Genomic DNA, 22,881 nt, shown 5'->3' with positions numbered 1-22,881 from the left:
GATGACAACAGGACTGGAACAAGAAATCCGGCAGGCGCTCGACACGGTCAAGGATCCGGAAATCGATGCCGTCAGCATTCTCGATCTTGGTATGTTCGAAACGATGGAGTGGACGGAGACGTCTGACGGATATGCTGTCCGCGTCACGCTGCTTCCGACATTTTTAGGATGTCCTGCGCTTGAAATCATTCAAAAAAATACGGAAGCTGCGTTGTTACAAATCCCACAGGTCCAGACGGTCGACGTCGTGTTTCTCTTTGATCCACCGTGGACGTCGGACCGGATCACCGACCGCGGGATGACCGGACTGAAGTCCTTTGGGATTGCACCTCCCCGTGTCATCGACGGTCATTGGGAAATCGACTGTCCGTATTGCGGTTCGACATTTGTTACGATTGAGAATTTGTTTGGTCCGACGGCTTGCCGGAGCATTCTGTACTGTAAATCATGCAAAAATCCATTCGAGGCGATGAAACCCGTCTCTACTCTCATGTGAAGGAAGGTAATCATTATGGTAAAACTAATTGCACTTTATACACACCCGGAGAACAAGGAACAGTTTGATGAGCATTACTTCAATGTCCACGGACCACTGACGGCAAAAATTCCCGGTCTGCAACAGATGACGGTCACAAAAATCGTCGGTTCACCAATGGGCGGAGACGGTAAATATTATCTGGTGTGCGAAATGGTTTACGAAAGCCATGAAACGATGCAGGCCGGTATGCGTTCGCTCGAAGGAAAAGCGTCCGGTAAAGATTTGATGGGCTTTGCGGGAGATCTCGTCACATTGATGATCGGTGAAGAAGTCCATGCTGACACGACAGTACGTTAAGGCGGACGTCGACGGTCGGATTGGCCGGATCCGGCTCAATCGACCGGAACGTTACAATGCCTTGAACCGGATGATGATCCGGGAAATCGTCGAAGCAATGGAACAATTTGATCAGGATGAGACGGTGGCTGTCATCGTGTTGAGCGGGGAAGGAAAATCGTTTTCAGCAGGTGCTGACATCGACGAGATGGTCGACGCGACACCGATTTCGATGGAGTTACTCGACCCCTTTACCGATTGGGACCGGATTAGCCGTCTGCATAAACCGCTGATTGCGGCCGTTCATGGATTTGTTCTCGGCGGTGGTTTTGAACTGGCACTGGCGTGTGATTTGATTTACGCGACGCCCGAGACGCAGTTTGGTTTTCCGGAGGTTGGACTGGGGGTCATGCCGGGAGCCGGCGGGACGCAACGCTTGACGAGACGAATCGGTCGGACCCGGGCACTTGAATGGTTGTGGACGGGGGAACGGATGCCGGCATCTGAAGCATACCATCTCGGAATCATCAACCGGATGTTCGACGCGGACCAACTGGAGGAAAACGTTTTGGCGGTTGCCGAGCGAATCGCGACTCAACCAATGATGTCCGTGCGATTGATTAAAGATGCCGTCGATAAGGCAGGCGATCTATCGTTGCAGGACGGGATGGACCATGAACGGAGAAATTTCTACTTATTGTTTGGAACAGCCGACCAGACGGAAGGTATGCAAGCCTTTTTAGAGAAACGTCAACCGACATTCAAAGGAAACTAAAAGGAGTGGAAGCTATGTCAACGGTACATGAAAAAACAATCGAGATGAAACGGTCCGTTTATCATCTGGTCATCAACGGCGAGCAAGTCGAAGGCGCGTCAGGCGAAACATTTAAGACCTATAATCCGGCAACAGGGGAAGTCATCGCGGAAGTCGCGAAAGCGTCAAAAGCAGATGCAGATCGGGCGGTGCAGGCAGCACGAGAAGCATTTGATCACGGAAAGTGGAAGATGTGGCCGGTCGGTCGCCGGTCGCAAGTCCTCAATAAAATCGCCGGCATTATGCGCTCCCGATTCAATGAACTCGTGGAACTGGAGATTCTTGATACCGGGAAATCACTTGCTGCAGCACAAGGGCAAATCACGCAAGCGATTGAAGACTTTGAATTTTATGCCGGAGCCATCGTCGGTCACCGTGGTGCCGTCAACAACGTGCCGGGTCAGTTCCACAACTATACGGAAAAAGAACCGGTAGGTGTCTGTGCCCAAATCATTCCGTGGAACTATCCGTTGATGATGGCCGCATGGAAAGTCGCACCGGCGATTGCGGTCGGCTGTTCGGTCGTCGTGAAACCGGCGACCCTGACGCCACTGACAGCGATCATCCTCGGTGAGATTTGTCTTGAAGCCGGTGTACCGGCAGGAGTCGTCAATGTCATTCCGGGATCAGGCCGTGAAATCGGCAACCATTTGGTAGAACATCCGCATGTCGATAAAGTCGCATTCACCGGTTCGACGCCGGTCGGAAAAGATATCATGGGACGGGCATCCGAAAGCTTAAAACGGGTCACACTTGAACTCGGCGGCAAGTCACCGAACCTCGTATTTGAGGATGCGGATATCACGGCAGCTGTAGACGGATCACTGTTTGGTATCTTCTACAACAGCGGGCAGTCCTGTGAAGCACGGTCACGCCTTTATGTTCATGAAGACATCTACGAAACGTTTATGGAACAGTTCGTCGCGAAGACGAAACAACTCGTTCTCGGTAACCCGTTTGACAAAGGGACACACGTCGGGGCAATCATCGACCAACAACAACTCGATGTCATCGACGGCTATGTCCAATCGGCAAAAGCGGACGGGGCAACGATTTTAGCGGGTGGTCACGTCGAGAAGGTAGCCGGCTTTGAAGCAGGTTTCTGGTACGCACCGACCGTCATTGCGGATGTCACACACGAGATGAAAGCCGTTCAGGAAGAAATCTTTGGACCGGTCGTCGTCGTAATGAAGTTCAAGGATGAAAAAGAAGCCGTCCGTCTGGCAAACGATACAGAATTCGGACTCGGATCAGCAATCTGGACAAAAGACGGGGCACGGGCAACACGGATTGCCAATCAAATCAAAGCCGGTATTGTCATGATCAACTGTCCGTTCTCGGCCTTCCCGGGGACACCATTTGGAGGATACAAACAATCTGGTTTCGGACGCGAACTGTGTATCGAAACACTTGATTTATATACGGAAACGAAAAGTATCCTGTCGTATTACGGCAGTCGTCCACTTAATCCGTTCGGACTGTAAAACCAAGCGTGCGGACGTTCGTCCGGACGCTTTTTAAAGGGGGAAATCAGATGATGGTTCAACAGATGGTTGTTGTAGGATCGGGTGTTATGGGAAGAGGAATTGCGTATGTGGCAGCAGCCAGCGGATTTGACGTGACATTGGTGGATGTCGAGCAACAGTTGCTTGCATCGGCGCAACAGGAATTAGAAACGATTGCCGATAAAGCCATCATCCGTGGGAAAATGACGACGGAAGAAGTCGAGCAGTTGTTTCAACGTTTGAGTTATGCAACGAAATTAGAGGAGGCTGTCAAAGAAGCAGATCTTGTAATTGAAGCTGTTCCGGAACGGCTCGAGATCAAACGGACGGTGTTTGAGACACTTGACCGCCATGCACCGGACGGTTGTGTCTTTGCAACCAATACGTCGACGATGAGTCCGACGGAGATTGCTTCGTTTACCCGTCGACCGGAACGTATCATGGCGATGCACTTCTTTAATCCGGTTCACCGGATGCCGCTCGTCGAACTCGCCCGGGGTCTTGAAACGTCAGAAGAGACCGTTTCGATTTGTGAGGATGTCGCACGTCGTATGGGCAAAGAGACGGTCGTCATTCAAGAATTTCCGGGGTTCGTCACGTCACGAATCAGTGCACTCGTCGGAAACGAAGCCTTTTATATGCTGCAAGAAGGACTCGGAACACCGGAAGAAATCGATAAGGCGATTAAGCTGGGGTTAAACTATCCGATGGGTCCGTTTGAACTCGGAGATTTGGTCGGACTCGACACCCGATTAAACAATTTACGGTATCTCCACGGAAAATTAGGCGAAAAATACCGTCCTGCCCCGCTGCTTGAACAATATGTCAAAGCAGGACGCCTTGGACGGAAAACCGGGCGCGGTGTTTATGATTATTCCGACAGCGGGGTGAAGACACGATGAGACGTGTGGCCATCATTGATGCCGTCCGTACACCGATTGGCCGGTATAACGGAGCACTGAAAGACGTCCGTCCGGATGATTTAGGGGCCTGTGTCATTCAAGCACTCGTTGACCGGAATCCAAAGGTGGATCCGAGTCAAATCGAAGAAGTGATTTTTGGAAATGCCAATCAGGCAGGAGAAGACAATCGGAATGTCGCCCGGATGTCCGGTTTGCTTGCCGGTCTACCGGTCGAAGTCGCCGGGACGACCGTCAACCGGCTGTGTGGATCCGGACTCGATGCCGTCATCGCAGCAGCCCGGGCGATTGCGATGAACGAAGGGGAGATATATATTGCCGGCGGGACAGAAAGCATGACCCGGGCACCACTCGTCATGGCAAAGACCGAAACCGGTTTTGCCCGAGGGAATACAACGGTATATGATACGACGATCGGCTGGCGGTTCGTCAATGAAAAACTGGATGCCAAGTACGGAACAGACTCAATGCCGGAGACGGCGGAACATGTGGCAGTCCGTTACGGGATTTCACGCGAAGTGCAGGATGATTTTGCCTTTTTAAGTCAGCAACGGGCCAAACAGGCGATGGAAACACATCGTTTTCAAACAGAACTTGTTCCCGTGCAGTATACGACACGTAAAGGACAGATCATCGAAGTGGATACGGATGAACATCCGCGCCCTGACACCAGCCGTGAAAAACTCGGAACGCTCAAAAGTCTGTTTCCAAATGGCACGGTCACGGCGGGAAATGCTTCCGGTGTCAACGATGGAGCAGCCGCCTTATTGTTAATGAGTGAAGAAACGGCAGATCGTCTTGGATTGACTCCGCTCGCCTATTACCGGGCCAGTGCCGTCGCCGGTGTCGAACCGGCGGTCATGGGAATCGGACCGGTCGATGCGACCCGCAAGGCTTTGGACCGGGCGGGATTGAAAGTGGAGCAACTGGATTTGATTGAATTGAACGAAGCCTTTGCAGCACAAAGCGTAGCCTGTATGCAAGAGCTCGGACTACCGCCGGAAAAAGTCAACGTCAACGGAGGGGCAATCGCATTTGGTCATCCACTGGGGGCAAGCGGAGCACGAATTGTAACGACGCTAGTACACGAGATGTGCCGTACGAATCAGACATATGGTCTCGCGACGATGTGTGTCGGAGTCGGACAAGGTATTGCCCTTGTGGTCGAACGGGAGGGACTCACATGATTCATTTGGAACGATTGGACCACGTCGCGGTTATTCGGATTGACCGGCCCGAACGGATGAACTGTTTTGATTATCCGACGCTCGTCGAGTTGCAACAGCTTGTCACGAAGGTCCGTCACGATCCGATGATCCGGGTTGTCCTCTTTACGGGAACGGGGAAAGCGTTCAGCGCCGGTGCTGATTTAAAAGAACGGACCACATTGGATGAAGCGCAGGTCCGGCGAAACGTCGCGGCCATTCGTGATGTCTTCACAGATATCGCCAATCTGCCGCAACCGACGATTGCTGCCGTCAACGGTCATGCTCTCGGTGGCGGCTTCGAATGGATGCTCGCCTGTGATTTCCGGATCATCGTAAAAGGAGCATTGATCGGACTGACGGAAACCAGTTTTGGCATCATTCCGGGTGCCGGCGGGACGCAACGACTGCCGCGGTTGATTGGAGAGACTCGGGCGAAGGAACTGATTTTCACGGCTAAGAAGATTGATGCGGAGACCGCTGAACGATACGGGATCGTCTCGCGTGTCGTCTCGACGGTGGAAGAACTGATGGAGGTCTGTCTGGCTTTCGCCGAAGAGATGCTCCGCAACGGACCGATTGCGATCCGGCAGGCCAAACAGGCGATCGATCAAGGTCTCAATCATTCACTCTCGGAAGGATTGGAAATTGAAACTGCTGCCTACGAAACGGTCATCCCGACGGAAGACCGGATGGAAGCATTACGTGCGTTTGCCGAAAAACGGACACCGCAGTTTCAAGGAAAATGAGGATGGTCGTCACCTGAAATAACACGTATACTAACGGTACACGAAAAAACGTTATATTAAAGAGAGAGTGAATGACATGAGTGCGAATACACAATCGATGATTTTTACGGTATACGGAGATTACATCCGGCATTACGGCAATCAAATCTGGGTCGGTAGTTTGATCCGTCTGCTGAAAGAATTTGGTCATAATGAACAGGCGGTCCGGGTCGCCGTTTCGCGGATGGTCAAGCAAGGGTGGTTGACGTCACAAAAACAAGGCACGAAAAGTTTTTATTCGTTGACCCCACGCGGCGTTGAGCGGATGGAAGAAGCGGCGAGACGAATTTATAAATCGACGCCTCACGTCTGGGACGGGAAATGGCGGACTCTGATGTATACGATTCCGGAAGACAAACGGCAAATCCGGGATGAACTGCGGAAAGAGTTGTCTTGGAGTGGCTTCGGAAATTTATCAAACGGTGTCTGGATTTCACCGAACCCTCTTGAAAAAGAAGCGGAACGGTTGATCGAAGCCTATGACATTAAGGAGTACGTTGACTTTTTCGTCGGCGAATACCATGGACCACAACCGGATCAATCGCTGGTCGAACGGGCTTTCCCGCTGGATGAGTTGCAAGAACGGTACGAACAGTTCATTGCGGAATACAGCCGACGTTATATCGTTCATCAAAGCCGGATCCAGCTGGGCGAAATGGATGAGGAACAGTGTTTTGTTGAACGGACGACACTCGTCCATCAATACCGGAAGTTTTTATTTACGGATCCTGGTCTGCCGCAAGAGTTGTTGCCAGATGAGTGGAGCGGTCATCACGCCGCGTTGCTGTTTGAACAGTATTACCGGTTGCTCGCCGAACCGGCAAGTCGGTTCTTTGAAGGGATTTTTCAGGAAACACACGATGTCACCCAAAAAAGTGCCGATTATGACGCTTCAGAACATCCATTGTTTGCGGAGCGTTAATTGAAAAACGCTCATCCCGTTAAAATGAGATGAGCGTTTTTGTGCCGAGCATTAATTCTCGGAGAGTTGTTGTCGGAAGGCGTATCCTTTATCGACATACGAATCAATCGATTCTTGAATCATCTCCAGATCTGCTGGTGTGAGTTCCCGTACAACTTTTCCCGGCGAACCGATAATGAGCGAGCGGGGCGGGAATTTCTTGCCGGACGGAATCAATGTGTTGGCGCCGATAATGCATTCTTCCCCAATTTCGGCATGATCCAGAACGGTCGCACCCATACCAACGATCGAGCGTCGACCGATTTTACAACCGTGAAGAATGGCGTTGTGCCCGACGGTCACCTCATCTTCGACGATGACAGGTGCCCCCTCATAGAGATGGATGGTCGCATTGTCCTGAATGCTGCAACGTTGGCCGATCGTAATCGGTCCTTCATCGCCACGAAGGACCGCATTAAACCAGATCGTCGATTCTTCGCCGACTGTTACGTCACCAATTAAAAATGCGCCGGGTGCGACAAAAACATTTGTTGCCAAGCTGGGAGAAACATCACGATACGGAATATTCATTAAGACGCCTCATTTCTAGAAATGAATTTAAATTCAGTTCAGTATACCATTAGTCGAAACAAAAACGGGGGGAAGACCATGTCGCGTATATGTACTAAATTACAAATCGATGTGCCGATCATTCAAGGTGGCATGGGAAACATCAGTCATGCTGAGTTGACGGCAGCGGTTTCGAATGCCGGCGGACTTGGAACGATTGGATGCGGGACGATGACACCTGTTGAAGTCAAACAATTGATTAAAGAGACACGCCGGTTGACGTCGCGTCCGTTTGCTTTAAATATCGCGATCCGGGTCTCGCCGTATACGGAAGACTTAATCACATTGGCGATTGAGGAAAAAATGCCGGTCGTGTCCTTGTCGGCCGGTAATCCGGCTCCGTTTTTGTCCAAGTTACGGCAGGCGGGAATCCAAACAATTGGTGTAGTTGCTTCCGTCAAACAGGCCGTTAAAGCCGAACAGGCAGGAATGGATATACTAGTGGCAGAAGGAGTCGAGGCCGCAGGAATCAATTCGCCACTTGAGTTGACGACAATGACGTTGATTCCGCAAATCACGGATCATGTCACGATTCCTGTTCTCGCCGCCGGTGGAATCGGTGACGGTCGTGGTCTCGCCGCTGCCTGGATGCTCGGAGCTGAAGGGGTGCAACTGGGAACCCGGTTGATTGCGACGCAAGAATCCCGTGTGCATGAGCATTATAAAAGACATCTTGTGCAGGCGGATGATCTCGAGACACGGATTATTGGTCGTGAAGTCGGACAAGTCCGGCGTGTCTTGAACGGAGCGTATGTGGAAGGGTTACGTCCTGCGTCGCTCGCTGAGTTCCAAGAAAAAACGAACGAATCATTTCATATCAAAGGGGCACTTGAGGGCGACGAGACAGCAGGATACGTCAATGCCGGTCTCGTTGCCGGTTTGATTGATGATGTTCCAACCGTTGCGGAACTGTTTAACCGGATGATGGATGACGCCTTCGGACGGATTGAACGGATGTATCGGACACTTCAATAGCGTCAGTGCAGAAGAAGCAGACCTCATGGGTGAGCTTCTTTTTTTTGATTTCAGGACATTTGTCCTTTTCAAAGTCGGGCGTAATGCGGTCTACTCATAATTGGAGAAAAAGGAGGATGAAGATGCAAGGAATCGTGTTTGCCTTATTCAGTGGATTGTTTATTGCCTTGCAAGGCATTTTTAATGCCCGCCTGGGTGACGCGGTCGGTCCGTGGTTATCCGTGACCATCGTTCACTTTGTCGGTTTGATGGGTTGCTTGTTGATTTATGGGTTTGTCCGTGACCGGAAAATCGGCGGTTTTCGAAAGTTGCCGTTGATTTATGCCAGCGGCGGATTGCTCGGCGTGTTAGTCGTCGTTACGGAACTAACGTCGATTCAACTGCTTGGAATGACGTGGGCGATGTCGTTGTTACTCGTCGCACAGATTCTATGTGCTTTTGTCATTGATTTGAACGGCTGGTTCGGTGTCATCAAAAAAAGCAGCAACCGGGGGCAATGGGTCGGTGTCGGATTGATGTTGACCGGCGTTTTGATCTTTTCGCTCGCCTGAAGTGAATCAAAGGAGGAAACCAAATGGGATTAGGAATGTTTTGTGCCGTTGTTGCCGGGATGATGATCAGTTTACAAACCGTGCTGAATGCGCGGATGAGTCATGCCTTCGGTGCATGGGCGACGACGACGTTAGTCTTTCTTGTCGGATTGCTCGGCTCGTTGCTTGCCTTACTCTTCTTTCGCGGAGGAACGCTCTCGGCAATCCGCGAAGTTGAACCGTTGTATTTGTTTGGCGGGTTAGTCGGCGTCGGGGTTGTTTTTTGTGTCATGCGGGGGATTCAACTGCTGGGTCCTTCGATTGCAATTTCGGTCGTCTTGATTTCGCAACTGAGTTTTGCGTTATGCGTCGATGTCTTCGGTTGGTTTGGTCTGCCGCAGGTCGATTTATCGCTTGGACAGATAGCCGGTCTCGCCGTGATGCTGACCGGGATTTTTGTTTTAAAACGGTATCAAGTCGTCGATGAGGCGGAACAAGCAGAGGACGTCAAAGCGATTTCCTGAGTGGACGACAAAAGGTTCGTCACGTTGGACCGCGAGATCTCGGCTGGAAAAATCAAAGAAGGGATTGTCCATCGGTCTGAGATGGCAATCCCTTTTTGCATTTTGTTTAGACTGTTACTTCTTCTTTCCAGGCGACGTCGATAAAAGCATCGCGACCGGACGCTTTCCGGTCTTTTTTGTAGTGCGCCGGATTTTTTTTGTGGAAGTCCTGATGATACTCTTCCGCCGGATAAAAGGCATGCGCCGGTTCAATCCGTGTGACGATTGGTTGTTTGAATCGGTTCGTTGCTGCTAACGCGTCACGCGACGCAATCGCTGCGAGACGTTGTTCTTCCGTATGATAAAAAATTGCCGGTGCATACTGTGTGCCGCGGTCCTGGAATTGTCCGCCGGCATCGGTCGGATCCGTCTGCGGCCAGTACAGTTCGAGTAACCGTTCGTACGAAAACAGTGCCGGATCAAATGTAATCTCGACGACTTCGGAATGCCCGGTCGTTCCTGTTTTGACCTGCTCATATGTCGGGTTGTCGACATGTCCTCCTGTATAACCGGACACGATACTGTGAATACCCGGTAGTTCCTCAAATGGTGTCACCATGCACCAGAAACATCCTCCTGCAAATGTTGCTTTTTCCATGTCATCTCTCCCTTTCCCTTGGTTCCTTGAACCGTAATGCTCTCATTTCTGACATCGAGAAAACGAAAACGACTCCTTTGCTTGGTTGCAAAAGGAGTCGCCGCTTTTTATCAACCAAAGCTTTCGCTTTGCTGGTCGTAGCACCTTGCTGTACGCAGGTTGCTGGGACGTCATCGATCCAGATCTCTCGGTCCACTCTTGATAAGTGTTATATGAAGTTGATGTAAGTTCGTTATCGTTGGGATGATAATACCATTCACAAAAGTGGAAAGTCAATCCTTATGTTTGTAAGGCGCGGAGAACCGTGGCCCCTAACGTTTTGGCTCCGATCAGCAAGGCCTGCTCGTCGATTTCATACTTTGGGTGATGTTGCGGATAAATCGTTCGACCGTCCGTCTTCGCAGAACCGGTGAAGAAGTAACTGCCCGGGACCTGCTCAAGATAATAGGCGAAATCGTCGGCAGCCATCATCGGTTTGACTTCACGGACGTGTCCTTCCGGTAAAAAGCCGGCCGCTTCCTGAATGAGCTTCGTTTCATTCGGATGATTCCAAAGCGACGGATAACCGGTCGTGAAATCGATGGAATACGTAGCGCCAATTCCGGCACACGTCGTCCGGGCGACCAGATCCACCTGCTGGCGCAACTGATGCCGGAGTTGTTCATTAAACGTCCGGATTTCTCCGACAATCCGCGCTTCGCCGGTTACGATGTTCGGAGCTGTTCCGGCGTGAAACGAACCGATGGCGACAATCGCCGGTTCAAACGGATCGACCCGTCGACTGACGAGGTGCTGAAGATTACAGACGAGCTGTGCGCCGGCGACGAGTGCATCCTGCGTCCGGTGGGGGGCTTGGGCATGACCACCTTGACCGTGGACGACGATTTCAAATTCATCGATGGCACATAACGTATGTCCGCTGTGGTAACCGATCGTCCCAACCGGAAGATCGTTTTCAAGGTGGGTACCAAAAATCGCATCCACTCCTTCGAGGCAGCCATCTTCGATCATTTGAATGGCACCACCCGGAAACACTTCTTCACCGTGTTGATGAATGAAGAGGATCGTGCCCTCGAGTTCTTCCTGCAACGGTTGAAAGGCAGCTGCGAGTCCGAGGACGATTGCCGTGTGTCCATCATGTCCACAGGCATGCATCACACCGGGACGGATTGAGCGAAACGACAGTTCGGTTTCTTCCTGAAGCGGTAATGCATCAAAATCGGCACGGACGGCAATCGTTTTTCCGGGACACGCCCCTTGTAATGTCGCGACGATACCGTTACCCCCGACATTTTTTTGATACGGGATACCGAGTGCTTCATAGTATTCGATGATTTTGGCCGGTGTCCGGACTTCTTGAAACGACAATTCCGGGTGGCGGTGAAAATCGCGGCGCAAACGAATCATCTCGGCTTCTTGTTGTGCGAGATGGGTAAACAGGGTTTCTAACATCAAAATCATCCTTTACGGTATGTCTTTAGGAAAAACGGGTACAGGTAGAGGTAATCAAATCAGAGGAGGAATCAACACATGGGTGAAATCATCGTCAATGCCGTTCTTACAGTCAAAGCAGGATTAGCAGATCAAGTCTTTCCCATTTTAAGCACGGTTTACAAAGCCACACAAAACGAGCCGGGTTGCTTACGTTATACGTTACATCAATCGATTGAAAATGAACATGAGTTCATGCTCTATGAAGTCTACCAAGATGAGGCTGCACTCGAAGCGCATATCGCATCGGACCATTATAAAGCATACCGCGAACAAATCGAGTTGTATCTCGAAGACCGTCAAGTCACGAAATACGTCGAGATGACGTTCTGAACGATAAGCGAAGAGGGCTGACTTTAAAGTCAGACCCTCTTTTTTGTTTGTGATGTTACATCGATTTAAAACCAAGGAAATGTTCGCGCCAACGCGGTTCATAGATGGAATTGATCTGCAGTTGCGAGCCGCCGGCATGAATGAAATATTCATTGTCGAGCATGATGCCGATATGCGACGGACCATTGGTATACGTATTTTCGAAGAAGACGATATCCGAGCGTTTTCCGCTGCTGATCGTCGTCCGGCGGTTCGTAAAGAAGGCGCCGTACCAATAGCCGCTGACGTTTGTCCGTCCCCCGTATTTCCCGGCTTGGTTCGTTGCGTAATGGATCAAGCCAGAACAGTCAAAGCCGCCGTTGGCTGACGTTTGTGATCCCCACGTATACGGCGTTCCCAAATGTTTGGCCGCCGCTTGGATCAATTTTTCGCCACGGGACGTATTTTTGGGGGCAATCCGTGTGTCGCTCGTGACGGTGACGGCACTGACCGGCAGATAGACAGGAGACCAACCGGATTGAATGACGTAGAAGTTTCCGACACGATACCGGGGATAAACACGTTTGCCTTGTTCAATCAAACCGGCACTTTTCGGGCTGGCTGGTGTTGCGAAATAAGACGTCGTCGCTTTGACTGTGTACGTTTTGAACCGATTGACTGCGCGCTGCGTGTAGCGCATATCCGGTTTTGTCGTCCCGATGTAGGGATTGATGACGTAACCGGTCGTTCCGTTTGGTAATCGGACTTGCCAAAAGTCGTCGTCAATCGCTTTGAGACCAATCAGCTTCGTGCCTTTCGTGAGATAGGCGGCAGGACGGCTGTATGCGACATCAGCTGAAAACAGCGGTGTCTGATCAAAATGCACATAAAAGACCGTTCCGACTTTTGGACGCGCAACCGGTTTGTTTAAGCCGAGCTTACTCGAGTCGACGAAACCAAACGTCGTCCCGACTTTGACGCGGGTGTAGTAGCCGCTCTTGCCGTAAATCGACAGGGCGGTATTTTTTTTGAGTGTCCCGATTTTTCCCGTCAGACTGGCTTTTGGATGCACGACCAGTTTATCCTCGAGCACATAACGGGTTCCGGTGACATCATACAAATCCGGTTTTTTCGTGACGAGATCCGTCGTCTTGATATAGCCGTACACCGAACCGACCTTGACCCGTGTGAACGAACCGCTTGTCCCGTAAATCTCGATCGGTTCCGCCCGTTTGATCGAGCGGAGAACGGTTTTCGCGGTCGTGTCTTTGAAGATTGATGTGTTTTTACCCGCATACCGAAGTCCGGTCTTCGCGAAGACTTTTGTTTTCGCGAGGGCACTCGTCAAGACGAAGGCATACTGACCGCGGAACAGAATCCGGCTGTAGGCACCGCTCGTTCCGTAGACCGTCAGCAGTGTATTCGTCGGATGCTGGGCGAGAACCGGGCTCGTACTGCTCGCTGCTTGACGGACCGGCGTCGGACTTTGCACGTACAGGCGGGCAGTCTGTTCAAAAAATGCAAGATCCCCAAGGTGTGCCGTCAAGACAAAACCATATGTATCCTTCAACCGGACACGCGTGTAGTCACCGGAGATGCCGTAGATGTCGATATGTTGGTTTTGTTCAAGTGTGCCAAGTGGCTTTCCGGTTGCGGAAGCGGTCGGATAGACAGGCGTGAGTCGTTGGCTGTATTTTTTGCCGGTCACCGAATACGAGGTGACTTTTGTTGTTCCGAGATGAGCTGTCAAAATGAAAGCATAACGACCATTCAACTTGATCCGGGTAAACGTGCTTGACGTTCCGAATGTTTCAACGGATTGATTGACGGCGTATTCTGTAAGGGCGGTTCCATTGGTATCAGCCGTCGGGTAGACGGCCGTTTTCTGTTGGACAAAACGTTCTCCGGTCGTTGCATAGACAGGAGTTGCACTGAGATCCGCCGTCAAAACGAACTGATACACGGCGCCTTGCTTAATGCGTGTAAACAGTCCTTCCTGTCCGTATGTATCGACGGCTGTATTCAGAGCCAACGCATCGGTTGTCACCGTTTCTGAAGCGGCTGCCGTATAAAGCGGCGTCGATTTATTCGTATAGCGACTGTCGATTTTTGAATAAGTTGGAGCAGCGGCTAATTGGTCGGTCTTAACGAATCGATGAACACCGTCGAGCAGAATGCGTGTAAACAGACCTTCTGTCCCGAACGTCTCGACTTCCGTCGCAGCCGGCAAAGTTTGAAGGGCGTCCGTACTGTCCGTTGTTTCGAAGACCGGTGTTTCTGCTTGAGTGAATTGTTTGCCGGTCGCGACGTCCGTCTGTTGCTCGGCGACTACCGGAGCGACGTCACCTTCCGCAAGTCCCTGTACCGGAAACGAACTGAACAGCATGACGGAGGCGCCCAGTGAGGTGAACCATTTTTTCGAGAGAGGCATCGTATGTAAACTCCATTTCTTATAGAAAATTAATTTTAATCCAGCTAAAACTAAGTTTACCATGCTCAATTTTTATAGTGTAAAAAGATATCAAAAAAAGTCAATCATCCACCAAATTAAACAAGGGAGGTCAGATACAAAAAAACGATGCCTCCTTCGAGGCACCGGTCTGAGTTATTTTTGATCGTCTTCATGATCGACCTGCCATTCCCAATCGAGCATGCCGTAAATGAGGGAATCGCGCCAGTGGTCATCCAAATACACCGTTTCGCGAAGTTGTCCTTCTTTTGTCATTCCGACTTTTTGGAGGACACGTTCGGAGGCAACGTTTCGCGGGTCACACGTCGCTGTAATCCGGTGCAGTTCCAGTTTCTCAAAACCGAATTCAAGTAAAAAGTTGGCGATGAAGGTAGCATAGCCGTTTCCCCATTCGTCGGGAGACAAGATGTAACCAATCTCAGCCGTTTTATGTGCGGTGTCGGTGATGACGAGTTCGCCAGCTCCGATCACGTGATCATCTGGAAAGGTAACCGCAAAGACATAGCGGCGGCGTGGACTCTCGAGTTCACTTTCGAGAGCGTCGTGGATGAACTGTTTGCTATCACTTTCGGAGTTGGGTCCCCACGACTGATACTGACTCACGATGGGTTGTGAGGCATAGGCATGGACGGCTTCCAAGTCTTCTGGCGTGAAACGGCGGATTCGCAGTTGATCATTGATTTTGTAGCGCATGATGGACTCCTCCTCTGTAGTTGACTCTCTATACCTATTAGCCACTTTTTACGATTTTCCTGTTTGACAGGTAAAATCAAGCGTGCTAAAGTCGGGGTATCGAATGAAAAGAAGAGTAATCCTCTAGGGTTCCGTTCGGCTGGACCAAGGGAGGAACATGAGGGACACCTCATGCAACGGAGGGATAAAAGCCCGGGAGTAAAGCGTTTTTTTACGCTTACTCCCGGGCTTTTTTGTTTGAACCAGCATCTGTGAGGAGGAAATAACATGACAAAATATTGGTTAAGTATCGTCCTGGCGTCTTTTTTTGAAGTCGGCTGGGTCATCGGATTAAAACACGCAGCGACACCGCTCGAGTGGGGGGCGACGATCATCAGCATCATCGTCAGTTTCACCGTGTTGATTAAAGTCAGTAATCATCTGCCGGTCGGAACGGTCTATGCCGTCTTCGTCGGACTGGGAACAGCCGGCACTGTATTGACCGACATTCTGTTGTTTGGTCAATCCGCGTCGCTCATCAAGTTGATGTTGATTGCCGTTTTACTTGTTGGTGTCATTGGTCTGAAGTTAGTCAGTGGGGAGGGTGAAAAACAATGAGTTGGTTCTATTTGATTTTGGCGGGTTTATTTGAAATGTTAGGTGTTGTCTTGATCAATACGTTTAATCAGCAGAAAAACGCGAAAAACCTGATTTTGATGTTTGCCGGTTTCGGGTTCAGTTTTTTATTCCTGACCTTGGCGATGAATGAACTGCCGATGGGAACGGCATACGCGGTTTGGACCGGAATCGGGGCAGCCGGCGGTACGATTCTCAGTATGATCTTTTACAAGGAAGCGAAAGACTGGAAACGGTTGGTCTGTATCGGTTTGATCATCAGTGCGACCATCGGATTAAAGCTGATTGGGGAATAAACATATCATTTAGATTACTTTTCTCATCCGAGCCGACTTGGTGGCATATTTTAGTTGGAAAAAGGAAATACTCCTTATAAGACAGTACGTCATTAAAATTGTGCATAAGGGGATGGATCGGTATGAAGACAAAACAGTATATCGGAACGTTTTATAAAGAAGAAGAATTGATCTCGAAAATGGATGAGTTGCATCAGCAAGGTCATCGCGAAGAAGATTTTTATATCATCGTCAAAGAGAAATCGAACCTGCAACTTGTCCGCAGTCAAATGGACGCAGAGATCGCGACGACGAAACCGTCATGGATTGATCGAATCCGCGGCAATCACGGACGTGACCAAGAAGTGGACAATTTGTTTGGGTCACTCGATTTACCGGCAGATCAAGTCGAAGTCCATAAAACGGAAGTCGAAGGCGGCGGATTCGTCTTGTTACTCGAAGTCCAGGACATTCAGTTTGATCCTCATCTAAATACAGACAATACACATCCGGACGTCAAAGTACGTTACGGCAGCTATGAAGAGACGCATACATCAGACGATGCGAACTCCAACGCCCAATTGGGATCAGGGAATCCGCTTGACGTCGATAAGGATTCAAAAGAAGAACATGCGAAAATTGATTTGCATCGTGCCGGCACTGACAAAATGCCGCAAGACGAGAAAGCGATTGATCATGCAAAATTGGATGGTAACCGTGAACCGGACGTGGCTATGCGCCGAGACGATGATTTTAAACGTCCGGAGTGGGAAGAACAAAAAGCACGTCACGAAGACGAGAAAACGGATGACAAAGAGGATCTTCATCGTCCAAACCGTTCTGCCGATCGCTCGGACGATTTGGCGAAACAAGATCACGGAAATAACTTGGATCGTTAATCAAAAAGTGATGAGTTGAAAAATCACTTGTAAAACAGATCAAGGTGGCAGATTTCAAATCTGCCACCTTGATTTTTTATCTTATTTTTTATGCATGTCATCCGGATTAGAACCGGTCCGTTCATTGCGGTTCAATTGATCGATGTGTTTCATCTCATCCGCCGATAACACAAAGTCAAATACGTCCAGGTTTTCCTGGATCCGGCTTGGAGTGACGGATTTTGGAATGGCGATGATCTCATGTTGCAAGTGCCAACGGAGAACAACTTGAGCAGGCGTCTTGTCATGGTGCATCGCAATCTCTGTGATGACCGGTTCTGTCAAGGCATCGCGTCCCTTCATCAGTGGACTCCATGCTTCGACGAAGATGCCGTGTTCCCGGCAAAACGAACGAATCGCTTCCTGACTCAGGAACGGATGCAGTTCGATTTGATTGACGGCAGGCACAATCGTTCCTTCTTCGAGAACCCGTTTGAGATGCGGAATGTGGAAGTTCGAGACACCGATGGCTTTAGTTTTTCCTTCTGCATAGAGATGCTCGAGGGCGCGCCATGTGTCCATGTATAAATCCTCATCCGGCATCGGCCAATGAATCAAGTATAAATCGACATAATCAACACCGAGTTTTTGCAGACTTGTTTCAAAAGCGGCAAGCGTTTGATCATAACCTTGATCTTTGTTCCAGACTTTCGTCGTCAAAAAGATATCTTCCCGGGGAATTCCTGAATCCCGCAAAGCGCGTCCGACACCGGCTTCGTTCTCATAAATCATTGCCGTATCGATTGACCGGTAACCGGCCTGTAGTGCTTCTCGTACCGCTTCATAGACCTCTTGTTCCGGTACTTTAAAAACACCGTACCCGAGTTGCGGCATGACAAGTCCGTTGTTTAATGTGATGAATTCCATTTTGAATCCCCCTTAGTTCAGCGATGTTCTGCTTATTTAGTGTACGCCTTCTGTTGCTGAAAATCGAATCAAACGAAGGGTTGAACTCAGCGATGGACTTCCGTATACTGAGCGTTAACAAATAATGGAATGAGGGGTAACGATGATTCGTCAAGCAGTTTTGCAATACATACATGAAGAACGGGCGGTCGATCGACTCATGACACTGTTGGCTGACAGAAAAGCCGTCATGCTGCACGGGAAACAGGCACTGGAAGCCGCCCGGGCCTATCTTCCGGAACTGCCAAAAATCGAGTTCAGCGGACATTGTACGGATCAACAAGTCGAACGGTTGGCAGAAAAATGTGCCGCGTACGAAGTCATCGTCGCCGTTGGCGGAGGATCATTGATTGATACGGCAAAGCAGGTCGCCGTCAAACAAAATCGTCCCTTGATCGTCATTCCGACCCTTGTTTCAAACTGTGCCCCGTGGACACCGCTCAGTGTCATGTATGATCAGCAGGGACAGTACGTGCGGTTTGATACGATTCCCGTCGTCATCGAAGCTTTGTTGCTCGATCACCGGATTCTTGCCAATAGTCCATACGATTATTTTGTTGCCGGACTCGTTGATACGTTAGCCAAGTGGTATGAGGCACGCGCCCTCAGCGGTACAATGGCAGACGATCCGGTTGTCGAGTCCGCGTTACGGATGGCCGAACACTGTAAAGCGCTGATTTTGCGGACGCCGATCAGTCCGGAACAATTTAAAGCCTATCCGTCATCGATCCAACACTTGGTGGAGACGGTCATTCCGCTTGCTGGAAGTGTCGGTGGATTTGGTGACGAAGCGACGCGCGGGGCGATCGGACACGGTGTCCACAACGCATTATCACCGTTCCCTTCAACCAAAACAATCCTCCATGGAAGCAAAGTCGGGTATGGCTTGTTGGTCCAGGAATTATTGCTTGGTGAAACACAGTCTTACGAAGAGTTGCAGCACTATTTAAGAGACAATCAGCAACCGACGACAAGTGCAGAACTTGGTTTGACGGAGTCGGAGCGAGAAAACTTGGCGGAACGAATTGATCAAGAACCCCTCTGTCAATTGATCGAGACGGACCTGTCTCCCCGTACGATGTTGGCAACTTTAATGAAAAACGATCAACAAGCCGTTCGTTCGCATTGAGGACACGTTAAAAAATCCTGCACCCGGATTACCGGGAGCAGGATTTGTTATTGTGCTTTAGCGAACTGGTGATAAGGCGCAGGACGACCAAGCAGGTATCCTTGTCCGAAATCAAAGCCAAGTTCCCGGCAGAGGTCGAGTTCTTCTTGGCGTTCGATGCCTTCTGCAAGAATTTGAATGCCCATCTCTTTTGTTAAATAGCGTGCTTTTCGTAAGAAAGCTTCATTTTCCGCGACTGTATCGCAATGGGAGATGAAGGCACGGTCAATTTTAATGTAATCGGGTTGCAAGAGAGACAACATGTCGAGCGTCGAGAATCCGGCACCGACATCGTCCAGTGCGACTTGGATACCTTGTTTTTTATACTGTTCAAAAACGTGCTTTAAATGATTGACGTCTTCGATTTTTTCCGTCTCGACAACTTCGAATACCAGTCGGCTAGGGTCGACATTGTATCGTTCGACGATTTCGAACGTATGGCGCAGACAATATTCCGGATTGTAGATCGTTGAAGGAAGGAAATTAATAAATGTCTTTTCCGTTCCGCCGACCAAATGGGTAGCACGGATGGCTTCCTCGCGTGCCCGTTGATCGAGTCTCGAGTGAAGTCCCATCTTCGAAGCGGTCGAGAAAAGCAGACCAGGCGACATCGAGACATTTTCGTCTGCTGCCCGAAGCAACGCTTCATTGGCAAATAAGGTGTTGTCCTGAATGTTAAAAATCGGTTGCAGATGACTGGTCATGATTCCATTTTGAATGAAATCAATCGCCTGCCGGTTGTGTAACTGTTCCAGTAGAGCAGAAGCAGCGAGAACCGGTGTGGCGAGACGTGATCCAACGGCCCGACAGGAGACCGGGAAGTCAGCAATACGTAAAGTTGATGTGAGTAATTGTTCCAGCTCTTCAAAAGAAGCGTAGGAAAACACTTCGGATGCAGGTGACTGGATATGTAGAGAACCAGTCTCGATAAAACGAATTGTCGTTGTACATTCGGCGCAAGGATGCCACATGAATGGGTGTCCACCTCTCTTATTTCAAATACATATGATAAAGATGTATTTATTAAATTGGTTAAAATCTTTACCCAAAGATAATCTATTCATAAACCGGATATCAAACATTTAGGTCTCCATTGACCAAAGTAAAAAAAGAGAGACGAATTCGTCTCTCTTTTTTATCGGTTGATTAGTACAGAATCTAAAGCATCACGACCGGATCCATAAAATCCAGACGGTCGCATGGAGTAAAATCGCGAGTGGGACGAACAACTGAAACTTAGCGGTCCGTGTTTTATGACGGACAAGTTGCATCGCAAGCAATGTCCCGAGCGCACCACCGAGAAAAGCGATCGTCAATAAGGTGGCTTCCGGTGTCCGCCATGCCCGTTGTTTTGCTTGGCGTTTATCCCGCCACATCGAAACAAATCCGATCACGGTCATCACGCCGTAAAATAAAAGGATACTCGAGTAAACTGTCATGCTAAATCCTTACCTTTCTGCGCCACCGCCGCCGGAACTTCCGCCACCACCACGACTGCCACCGCCACCACCACCGCCTCGCATGATGGCAGAGAACAGGTTGATGATTGCAAAGAAGAACATGCCGCCGGTGAACTTCATGTCGAGGAGTAATAAGAGAACGAGACCGGCACCGATCAAGACTTTTACCCACGTGCTCAACCCGCTGTCGTTAGTTTGTTTAACCGGATCTTGTGATTCAAGCGACTGTTCTTTTGAGATGACGCTGACGACGGCTTTGTATGTTTCGGAAGCCGCCTTGCCATACTCGCCTTGATCACGGTACGGAACCGCGTACTTGTCGAGAATCCGTCCGGCTGTAATATCCGTCAAGATGCCTTCCAACTTATAACCGACTTCGATTCGAAAATTTCGGTCTTGTTCGTTTGGAGCCACGACGACGAGCACTCCGTTATCTTTTCCGGCTTGACCGATGCCCTGTGCCCGGAATGTCTCATTGGCATACGTGCTTAAATCCTGTCCTTTTAAATCAGGGACGGTCTTCAGGACGACTTGTGCCGTCGTATACTGTTCGAGTTCTTGACCGAGACGAGCGAGTTCCGCTTCTTCCGACGCAGACAGCAGCTGGGCATCATCTTGGATGAAGAATGCTGCGCCCGTGCGTTCTGACACGGCTTCGGCAGTCGGAGTCAGAAGGAAGAAGACGAGGAACGCGGTGAAAAGCAGTCGCGTTCTTCGCCAAATCATTTCGAATCACTATTGAAGTCAACCGTTGGATTTTCACGGTCACTTTCTGAGATTTCATAATATGGTTTTTTCTCAAAACCAAACGCCGAAGCATAAAGCGAAGTTGGGAAACTGCGACGTTTTTTGTTGTAGACGGTCACGGCATCATTATAATCTTTTCGTGCGATACCAAGGCGGTTTTCTGTTCCTTCCAGTGTATCCATCAACGATTGGAACCGTTCGCTTGATTTGAGTTCCGGATACGTCGTTTGCAAGGCAATCAATCCGCGAAGGGATGACGTGACTTGCTGATCGGCTTCAATCCGTTGTTCTGTCGAAGCAGCACGCGCTAAACCTGCTTGTGCCTTGGCGATATCACCGTAGACTTTTTCTTCCTGACCGGCGACACCTTTAACCGTCTCGACGAGATTCGGAATTAAATCCGCTCGGCGTTTAATCTGATTATCGACTTGTGACCATTTGTTTGAAACGTCTTCTTCGACGTTGACGAGACTGTTGTACTGTCCAATCGCCAAAAATGCGATGAGGACGACGACGGCAATCCCGATGATGAGAGGTAACTTGGATCCTCCACGATTTCTACGTGCCATAACTACGTTCACTCCTTTTTCTGTATCTCAACTATATATACCCTAATCACTCTTAATTAGTTTCATGAAAATGAAAAACTACCAGCGGTTTGCTGGTAGTTTGAAGATTACAGATAGACGATGACCGCAAGAACTGCTGCCAAGACGAGACGATAGATCGCAAACGGAACAAGTTTGATTTTATTGATCAGTTTCAAGAAGAAACGGATCGACAACAATGCAAAAGCGAATGAAGCGATGAAACCGACTGCATAAAATCCAAGGTCTGCTACTTTGATATACTCCCAGTTCTTGAAGAGTGACAAGGCACTCGCACCGAACATGATCGGAACAGCCATGATGAAGGTGAAGTCCGCTGCCGTCCGGTGATTCATCCCGAGGAAGACCCCTCCGGAAATCGTTGAGCCGGACCGAGAGAAACCGGGCCAGAGCGAGATACATTGGAACAGCCCGACGAGTGCTGCTTGTCGGTACGAAATTTGGTCAAGCGTTGTGGTTTTCGGTTCTTTTGGTCCGAATTTATCAGCTGCAATCATCAAGATGGCACCGGCGGCAAGACCGATGATAACCGTATCGATCGAGAAGAGATTCTCATCAATGAAGTCTTCAAACAACAGACCAAGAAAGGCTGCTGGTAGTAAACCGATTAAGACGTGACGTAATTTCAATTTGTGTGTACCCGTTGCGTCATGTTCGCCTTCAATTTTGTAAAGACCGATTAAGCTGAACAGTCGTTTCCAAAAGACGACGATGACGGCGAGGATTGATCCCAACTGGATGACAATCTTAAACGTGTTGGCTGAGTACTTCCCTAAAAATTCTGTCGTTTGGAGCCACATATCATCAACGATGATCATATGTCCGGTCGAGGAGACAGGAGCAAATTCCGTCATCCCTTCGACGAAACCGAGCAAAAGTGCTTTAAGTAATTCAATGATAGTCATGTTATTCTCCTTCTATATTTTTCTATATAAAAACATATCATGTTTTATTC

The 22,881-nt window shown here is 49.6% G+C and carries 27 protein-coding genes and 1 riboswitch; of the genes, 16 read left to right on the top strand and 11 right to left on the bottom strand.

The features are described from left to right. Position 1 precedes the first annotated feature (1 nt). The 8 genes from paaD (at position 2) to paaX (ending at position 6,968) form a co-directional block, all read left to right on the top strand. Positions 2 to 496 (top strand): 1,2-phenylacetyl-CoA epoxidase subunit PaaD, encoded by a 495-nt coding sequence (gene paaD, locus ACHA8N_RS03520; protein ID WP_393964731.1) that lies wholly within the window; start codon positions 2 to 4, stop codon positions 494 to 496. A 15-nt stretch (positions 497 to 511) separates the two neighbouring features. Continuing rightward, positions 512 to 835: an EthD family reductase gene (locus tag ACHA8N_RS03515; RefSeq protein ID WP_393964730.1), complete on the top strand. Its 324-nt coding sequence runs from the start codon at positions 512 to 514 to the stop codon at positions 833 to 835. Beyond that, on the top strand, positions 813 to 1,589 hold the full coding sequence (locus ACHA8N_RS03510) for an enoyl-CoA hydratase/isomerase family protein (protein WP_393964729.1): 777 nt from the start codon (positions 813 to 815) through the stop codon (positions 1,587 to 1,589). Before ACHA8N_RS03515 ends, ACHA8N_RS03510 begins: the two co-directional genes overlap by 23 nt. 14 nt (positions 1,590 to 1,603) lie before the next feature. Next, positions 1,604 to 3,112 carry an aldehyde dehydrogenase family protein gene (locus ACHA8N_RS03505; RefSeq protein ID WP_393964728.1) on the top strand — a complete coding sequence of 503 codons (1,509 nt, stop codon included), beginning with the start codon at positions 1,604 to 1,606 and terminating at the stop codon, positions 3,110 to 3,112. Between the two features lie 53 nt (positions 3,113 to 3,165). Then, complete coding sequence (locus ACHA8N_RS03500; RefSeq protein ID WP_393964890.1) at positions 3,166 to 4,035, top strand: 3-hydroxyacyl-CoA dehydrogenase; 870 nt, start codon at positions 3,166 to 3,168, stop codon at positions 4,033 to 4,035. Continuing rightward, positions 4,032 to 5,240 (top strand): acetyl-CoA C-acyltransferase, encoded by a 1,209-nt coding sequence (locus ACHA8N_RS03495; RefSeq protein ID WP_393964727.1) that lies wholly within the window; start codon positions 4,032 to 4,034, stop codon positions 5,238 to 5,240. Before ACHA8N_RS03500 ends, ACHA8N_RS03495 begins: the two co-directional genes overlap by 4 nt. Continuing rightward, positions 5,237 to 6,007, top strand: a complete 771-nt coding sequence (locus tag ACHA8N_RS03490) for an enoyl-CoA hydratase-related protein (RefSeq protein ID WP_393964726.1) — start codon at positions 5,237 to 5,239, stop codon at positions 6,005 to 6,007. The genes ACHA8N_RS03495 and ACHA8N_RS03490 overlap by 4 nt, the downstream gene beginning before the upstream one ends. Positions 6,008 to 6,083: 76 nt before the next feature. Further along, on the top strand, positions 6,084 to 6,968 hold the full coding sequence (gene paaX / locus ACHA8N_RS03485; protein WP_393964725.1) for a phenylacetic acid degradation operon negative regulatory protein PaaX: 885 nt from the start codon (positions 6,084 to 6,086) through the stop codon (positions 6,966 to 6,968). 51 nt (positions 6,969 to 7,019) lie between these two features. Here paaX and ACHA8N_RS03480 read toward each other — a convergent pair whose 3' ends face one another. Beyond that, positions 7,020 to 7,538, bottom strand: a complete 519-nt coding sequence (locus ACHA8N_RS03480; RefSeq protein ID WP_147511727.1) for a gamma carbonic anhydrase family protein — start codon at positions 7,536 to 7,538, stop codon at positions 7,020 to 7,022. Between the two features lie 78 nt (positions 7,539 to 7,616). Between ACHA8N_RS03480 and ACHA8N_RS03475 the strand changes: the two genes are divergently transcribed. From ACHA8N_RS03475 to ACHA8N_RS03465, 3 genes are all read left to right on the top strand, one after another. Next, positions 7,617 to 8,552, top strand: a complete 936-nt coding sequence (locus ACHA8N_RS03475) for an NAD(P)H-dependent flavin oxidoreductase (protein ID WP_147511728.1) — start codon at positions 7,617 to 7,619, stop codon at positions 8,550 to 8,552. Between the two features lie 122 nt (positions 8,553 to 8,674). Further along, complete coding sequence (locus ACHA8N_RS03470) at positions 8,675 to 9,103, top strand: DMT family transporter (protein ID WP_026834014.1); 429 nt, start codon at positions 8,675 to 8,677, stop codon at positions 9,101 to 9,103. A 23-nt stretch (positions 9,104 to 9,126) separates the two neighbouring features. Beyond that, positions 9,127 to 9,606, top strand: coding sequence for a DMT family transporter (locus ACHA8N_RS03465; RefSeq protein ID WP_393964724.1), 480 nt, complete (start codon positions 9,127 to 9,129; stop codon positions 9,604 to 9,606). A 106-nt stretch (positions 9,607 to 9,712) separates the two neighbouring features. On the opposite strand, the gene msrA is transcribed toward ACHA8N_RS03465, so the two are convergent. Both msrA and ACHA8N_RS03455 read right to left on the bottom strand, forming a co-directional pair. Next, positions 9,713 to 10,243, bottom strand: coding sequence for a peptide-methionine (S)-S-oxide reductase MsrA (gene msrA, locus ACHA8N_RS03460; RefSeq protein WP_012369312.1), 531 nt, complete (start codon positions 10,241 to 10,243; stop codon positions 9,713 to 9,715). A gap of 104 nt (positions 10,244 to 10,347) precedes the next feature. Continuing rightward, a riboswitch (SAM riboswitch) is annotated at positions 10,348 to 10,451 on the bottom strand. 71 nt (positions 10,452 to 10,522) lie between these two features. Beyond that, on the bottom strand, positions 10,523 to 11,695 hold the full coding sequence (locus ACHA8N_RS03455) for a M20 metallopeptidase family protein (RefSeq protein ID WP_393964723.1): 1,173 nt from the start codon (positions 11,693 to 11,695) through the stop codon (positions 10,523 to 10,525). A 78-nt stretch (positions 11,696 to 11,773) separates the two neighbouring features. Between ACHA8N_RS03455 and ACHA8N_RS03450 the strand changes: the two genes are divergently transcribed. Then, positions 11,774 to 12,067 carry a putative quinol monooxygenase gene (locus ACHA8N_RS03450; RefSeq protein ID WP_026834010.1) on the top strand — a complete coding sequence of 98 codons (294 nt, stop codon included), beginning with the start codon at positions 11,774 to 11,776 and terminating at the stop codon, positions 12,065 to 12,067. A 55-nt stretch (positions 12,068 to 12,122) separates the two neighbouring features. On the opposite strand, the gene ACHA8N_RS03445 is transcribed toward ACHA8N_RS03450, so the two are convergent. Beyond that, positions 12,123 to 14,540 (bottom strand): C40 family peptidase, encoded by a 2,418-nt coding sequence (locus ACHA8N_RS03445; protein ID WP_393964722.1) that lies wholly within the window; start codon positions 14,538 to 14,540, stop codon positions 12,123 to 12,125. Positions 14,541 to 14,651: 111 nt separating this feature from the next. After that, a complete protein-coding gene (locus ACHA8N_RS03440; RefSeq protein ID WP_393964721.1) occupies positions 14,652 to 15,209 on the bottom strand; it encodes a GNAT family N-acetyltransferase in 558 nt (185 codons plus the stop codon). A 267-nt stretch (positions 15,210 to 15,476) separates the two neighbouring features. Here ACHA8N_RS03440 and ACHA8N_RS03435 point away from each other — a divergent pair, with 267 nt between their 5' ends. The 3 genes from ACHA8N_RS03435 (at position 15,477) to ACHA8N_RS03425 (ending at position 16,998) form a co-directional block, all read left to right on the top strand. Beyond that, a complete protein-coding gene (locus ACHA8N_RS03435) occupies positions 15,477 to 15,806 on the top strand; it encodes a DMT family transporter (protein ID WP_393964720.1) in 330 nt (109 codons plus the stop codon). Next, on the top strand, positions 15,803 to 16,120 hold the full coding sequence (locus tag ACHA8N_RS03430) for a DMT family transporter (RefSeq protein ID WP_028107021.1): 318 nt from the start codon (positions 15,803 to 15,805) through the stop codon (positions 16,118 to 16,120). The genes ACHA8N_RS03435 and ACHA8N_RS03430 overlap by 4 nt, the downstream gene beginning before the upstream one ends. 122 nt (positions 16,121 to 16,242) lie before the next feature. After that, positions 16,243 to 16,998, top strand: a complete 756-nt coding sequence (locus ACHA8N_RS03425; protein WP_147511734.1) for a general stress protein — start codon at positions 16,243 to 16,245, stop codon at positions 16,996 to 16,998. Positions 16,999 to 17,079: 81 nt separating this feature from the next. Here ACHA8N_RS03425 and ACHA8N_RS03420 read toward each other — a convergent pair whose 3' ends face one another. Beyond that, positions 17,080 to 17,904, bottom strand: a complete 825-nt coding sequence (locus ACHA8N_RS03420) for an aldo/keto reductase (protein ID WP_393964719.1) — start codon at positions 17,902 to 17,904, stop codon at positions 17,080 to 17,082. A 142-nt stretch (positions 17,905 to 18,046) separates the two neighbouring features. Between ACHA8N_RS03420 and ACHA8N_RS03415 the strand changes: the two genes are divergently transcribed. Next, positions 18,047 to 19,072, top strand: coding sequence for an iron-containing alcohol dehydrogenase family protein (locus ACHA8N_RS03415; protein ID WP_393964718.1), 1,026 nt, complete (start codon positions 18,047 to 18,049; stop codon positions 19,070 to 19,072). A gap of 47 nt (positions 19,073 to 19,119) precedes the next feature. Here the strand turns inward: ACHA8N_RS03415 and ACHA8N_RS03410 are convergent, their stop codons facing one another. From ACHA8N_RS03410 to ACHA8N_RS03390, 5 genes are all read right to left on the bottom strand, one after another. After that, positions 19,120 to 20,082, bottom strand: a complete 963-nt coding sequence (locus ACHA8N_RS03410; RefSeq protein ID WP_393964717.1) for an EAL domain-containing protein — start codon at positions 20,080 to 20,082, stop codon at positions 19,120 to 19,122. A 195-nt stretch (positions 20,083 to 20,277) separates the two neighbouring features. Then, positions 20,278 to 20,550 carry a DUF1294 domain-containing protein gene (locus tag ACHA8N_RS03405; protein WP_393964716.1) on the bottom strand — a complete coding sequence of 91 codons (273 nt, stop codon included), beginning with the start codon at positions 20,548 to 20,550 and terminating at the stop codon, positions 20,278 to 20,280. A 9-nt stretch (positions 20,551 to 20,559) separates the two neighbouring features. Then, positions 20,560 to 21,297 (bottom strand): TPM domain-containing protein, encoded by a 738-nt coding sequence (locus tag ACHA8N_RS03400; RefSeq protein WP_147511738.1) that lies wholly within the window; start codon positions 21,295 to 21,297, stop codon positions 20,560 to 20,562. Further along, entirely contained in the window at positions 21,294 to 21,887 is a 594-nt protein-coding gene (locus tag ACHA8N_RS03395) for a LemA family protein (RefSeq protein ID WP_147511739.1), read from the bottom strand. Before ACHA8N_RS03395 ends, ACHA8N_RS03400 begins: the two co-directional genes overlap by 4 nt. Before the next feature lie 107 nt (positions 21,888 to 21,994). Next, on the bottom strand, positions 21,995 to 22,831 hold the full coding sequence (locus ACHA8N_RS03390) for an undecaprenyl-diphosphate phosphatase (RefSeq protein WP_393964715.1): 837 nt from the start codon (positions 22,829 to 22,831) through the stop codon (positions 21,995 to 21,997). Positions 22,832 to 22,881 lie beyond the last annotated feature (50 nt).

This window comes from Exiguobacterium sp. S22-S28 (assembly GCF_043359615.1).
Lineage (GTDB): Bacteria > Bacillota > Bacilli > Exiguobacteriales > Exiguobacteriaceae > Exiguobacterium_A.
The sequence above is the reverse complement of the archived record's forward strand: the minus strand, read 5'-3'. Positions and strand labels throughout refer to the sequence as shown.

Coding starts and splice junctions, on each gene's coding strand:
- paaD (WP_393964731.1), top strand. CDS start 2: ATGACAACAGGACTGGAACAAGAAATCCGGCAGGCGCTCGACACGGTC.
- ACHA8N_RS03515 (WP_393964730.1), top strand. CDS start 512: ATGGTAAAACTAATTGCACTTTATACACACCCGGAGAACAAGGAACAG.
- ACHA8N_RS03510 (WP_393964729.1), top strand. CDS start 813: ATGCTGACACGACAGTACGTTAAGGCGGACGTCGACGGTCGGATTGGC.
- ACHA8N_RS03505 (WP_393964728.1), top strand. CDS start 1,604: ATGTCAACGGTACATGAAAAAACAATCGAGATGAAACGGTCCGTTTAT.
- ACHA8N_RS03500 (WP_393964890.1), top strand. CDS start 3,166: ATGGTTCAACAGATGGTTGTTGTAGGATCGGGTGTTATGGGAAGAGGA.
- ACHA8N_RS03495 (WP_393964727.1), top strand. CDS start 4,032: ATGAGACGTGTGGCCATCATTGATGCCGTCCGTACACCGATTGGCCGG.
- ACHA8N_RS03490 (WP_393964726.1), top strand. CDS start 5,237: ATGATTCATTTGGAACGATTGGACCACGTCGCGGTTATTCGGATTGAC.
- paaX (WP_393964725.1), top strand. CDS start 6,084: ATGAGTGCGAATACACAATCGATGATTTTTACGGTATACGGAGATTAC.
- ACHA8N_RS03480 (WP_147511727.1), bottom strand. CDS start 7,538: ATGAATATTCCGTATCGTGATGTTTCTCCCAGCTTGGCAACAAATGTT.
- ACHA8N_RS03475 (WP_147511728.1), top strand. CDS start 7,617: ATGTCGCGTATATGTACTAAATTACAAATCGATGTGCCGATCATTCAA.
- ACHA8N_RS03470 (WP_026834014.1), top strand. CDS start 8,675: ATGCAAGGAATCGTGTTTGCCTTATTCAGTGGATTGTTTATTGCCTTG.
- ACHA8N_RS03465 (WP_393964724.1), top strand. CDS start 9,127: ATGGGATTAGGAATGTTTTGTGCCGTTGTTGCCGGGATGATGATCAGT.
- msrA (WP_012369312.1), bottom strand. CDS start 10,243: ATGGAAAAAGCAACATTTGCAGGAGGATGTTTCTGGTGCATGGTGACA.
- ACHA8N_RS03455 (WP_393964723.1), bottom strand. CDS start 11,695: ATGTTAGAAACCCTGTTTACCCATCTCGCACAACAAGAAGCCGAGATG.
- ACHA8N_RS03450 (WP_026834010.1), top strand. CDS start 11,774: ATGGGTGAAATCATCGTCAATGCCGTTCTTACAGTCAAAGCAGGATTA.
- ACHA8N_RS03445 (WP_393964722.1), bottom strand. CDS start 14,540: ATGGTAAACTTAGTTTTAGCTGGATTAAAATTAATTTTCTATAAGAAA.
- ACHA8N_RS03440 (WP_393964721.1), bottom strand. CDS start 15,209: ATGCGCTACAAAATCAATGATCAACTGCGAATCCGCCGTTTCACGCCA.
- ACHA8N_RS03435 (WP_393964720.1), top strand. CDS start 15,477: ATGACAAAATATTGGTTAAGTATCGTCCTGGCGTCTTTTTTTGAAGTC.
- ACHA8N_RS03430 (WP_028107021.1), top strand. CDS start 15,803: ATGAGTTGGTTCTATTTGATTTTGGCGGGTTTATTTGAAATGTTAGGT.
- ACHA8N_RS03425 (WP_147511734.1), top strand. CDS start 16,243: ATGAAGACAAAACAGTATATCGGAACGTTTTATAAAGAAGAAGAATTG.
- ACHA8N_RS03420 (WP_393964719.1), bottom strand. CDS start 17,904: ATGGAATTCATCACATTAAACAACGGACTTGTCATGCCGCAACTCGGG.
- ACHA8N_RS03415 (WP_393964718.1), top strand. CDS start 18,047: ATGATTCGTCAAGCAGTTTTGCAATACATACATGAAGAACGGGCGGTC.
- ACHA8N_RS03410 (WP_393964717.1), bottom strand. CDS start 20,082: ATGTGGCATCCTTGCGCCGAATGTACAACGACAATTCGTTTTATCGAG.
- ACHA8N_RS03405 (WP_393964716.1), bottom strand. CDS start 20,550: ATGACAGTTTACTCGAGTATCCTTTTATTTTACGGCGTGATGACCGTG.
- ACHA8N_RS03400 (WP_147511738.1), bottom strand. CDS start 21,297: ATGATTTGGCGAAGAACGCGACTGCTTTTCACCGCGTTCCTCGTCTTC.
- ACHA8N_RS03395 (WP_147511739.1), bottom strand. CDS start 21,887: ATGGCACGTAGAAATCGTGGAGGATCCAAGTTACCTCTCATCATCGGG.
- ACHA8N_RS03390 (WP_393964715.1), bottom strand. CDS start 22,831: ATGACTATCATTGAATTACTTAAAGCACTTTTGCTCGGTTTCGTCGAA.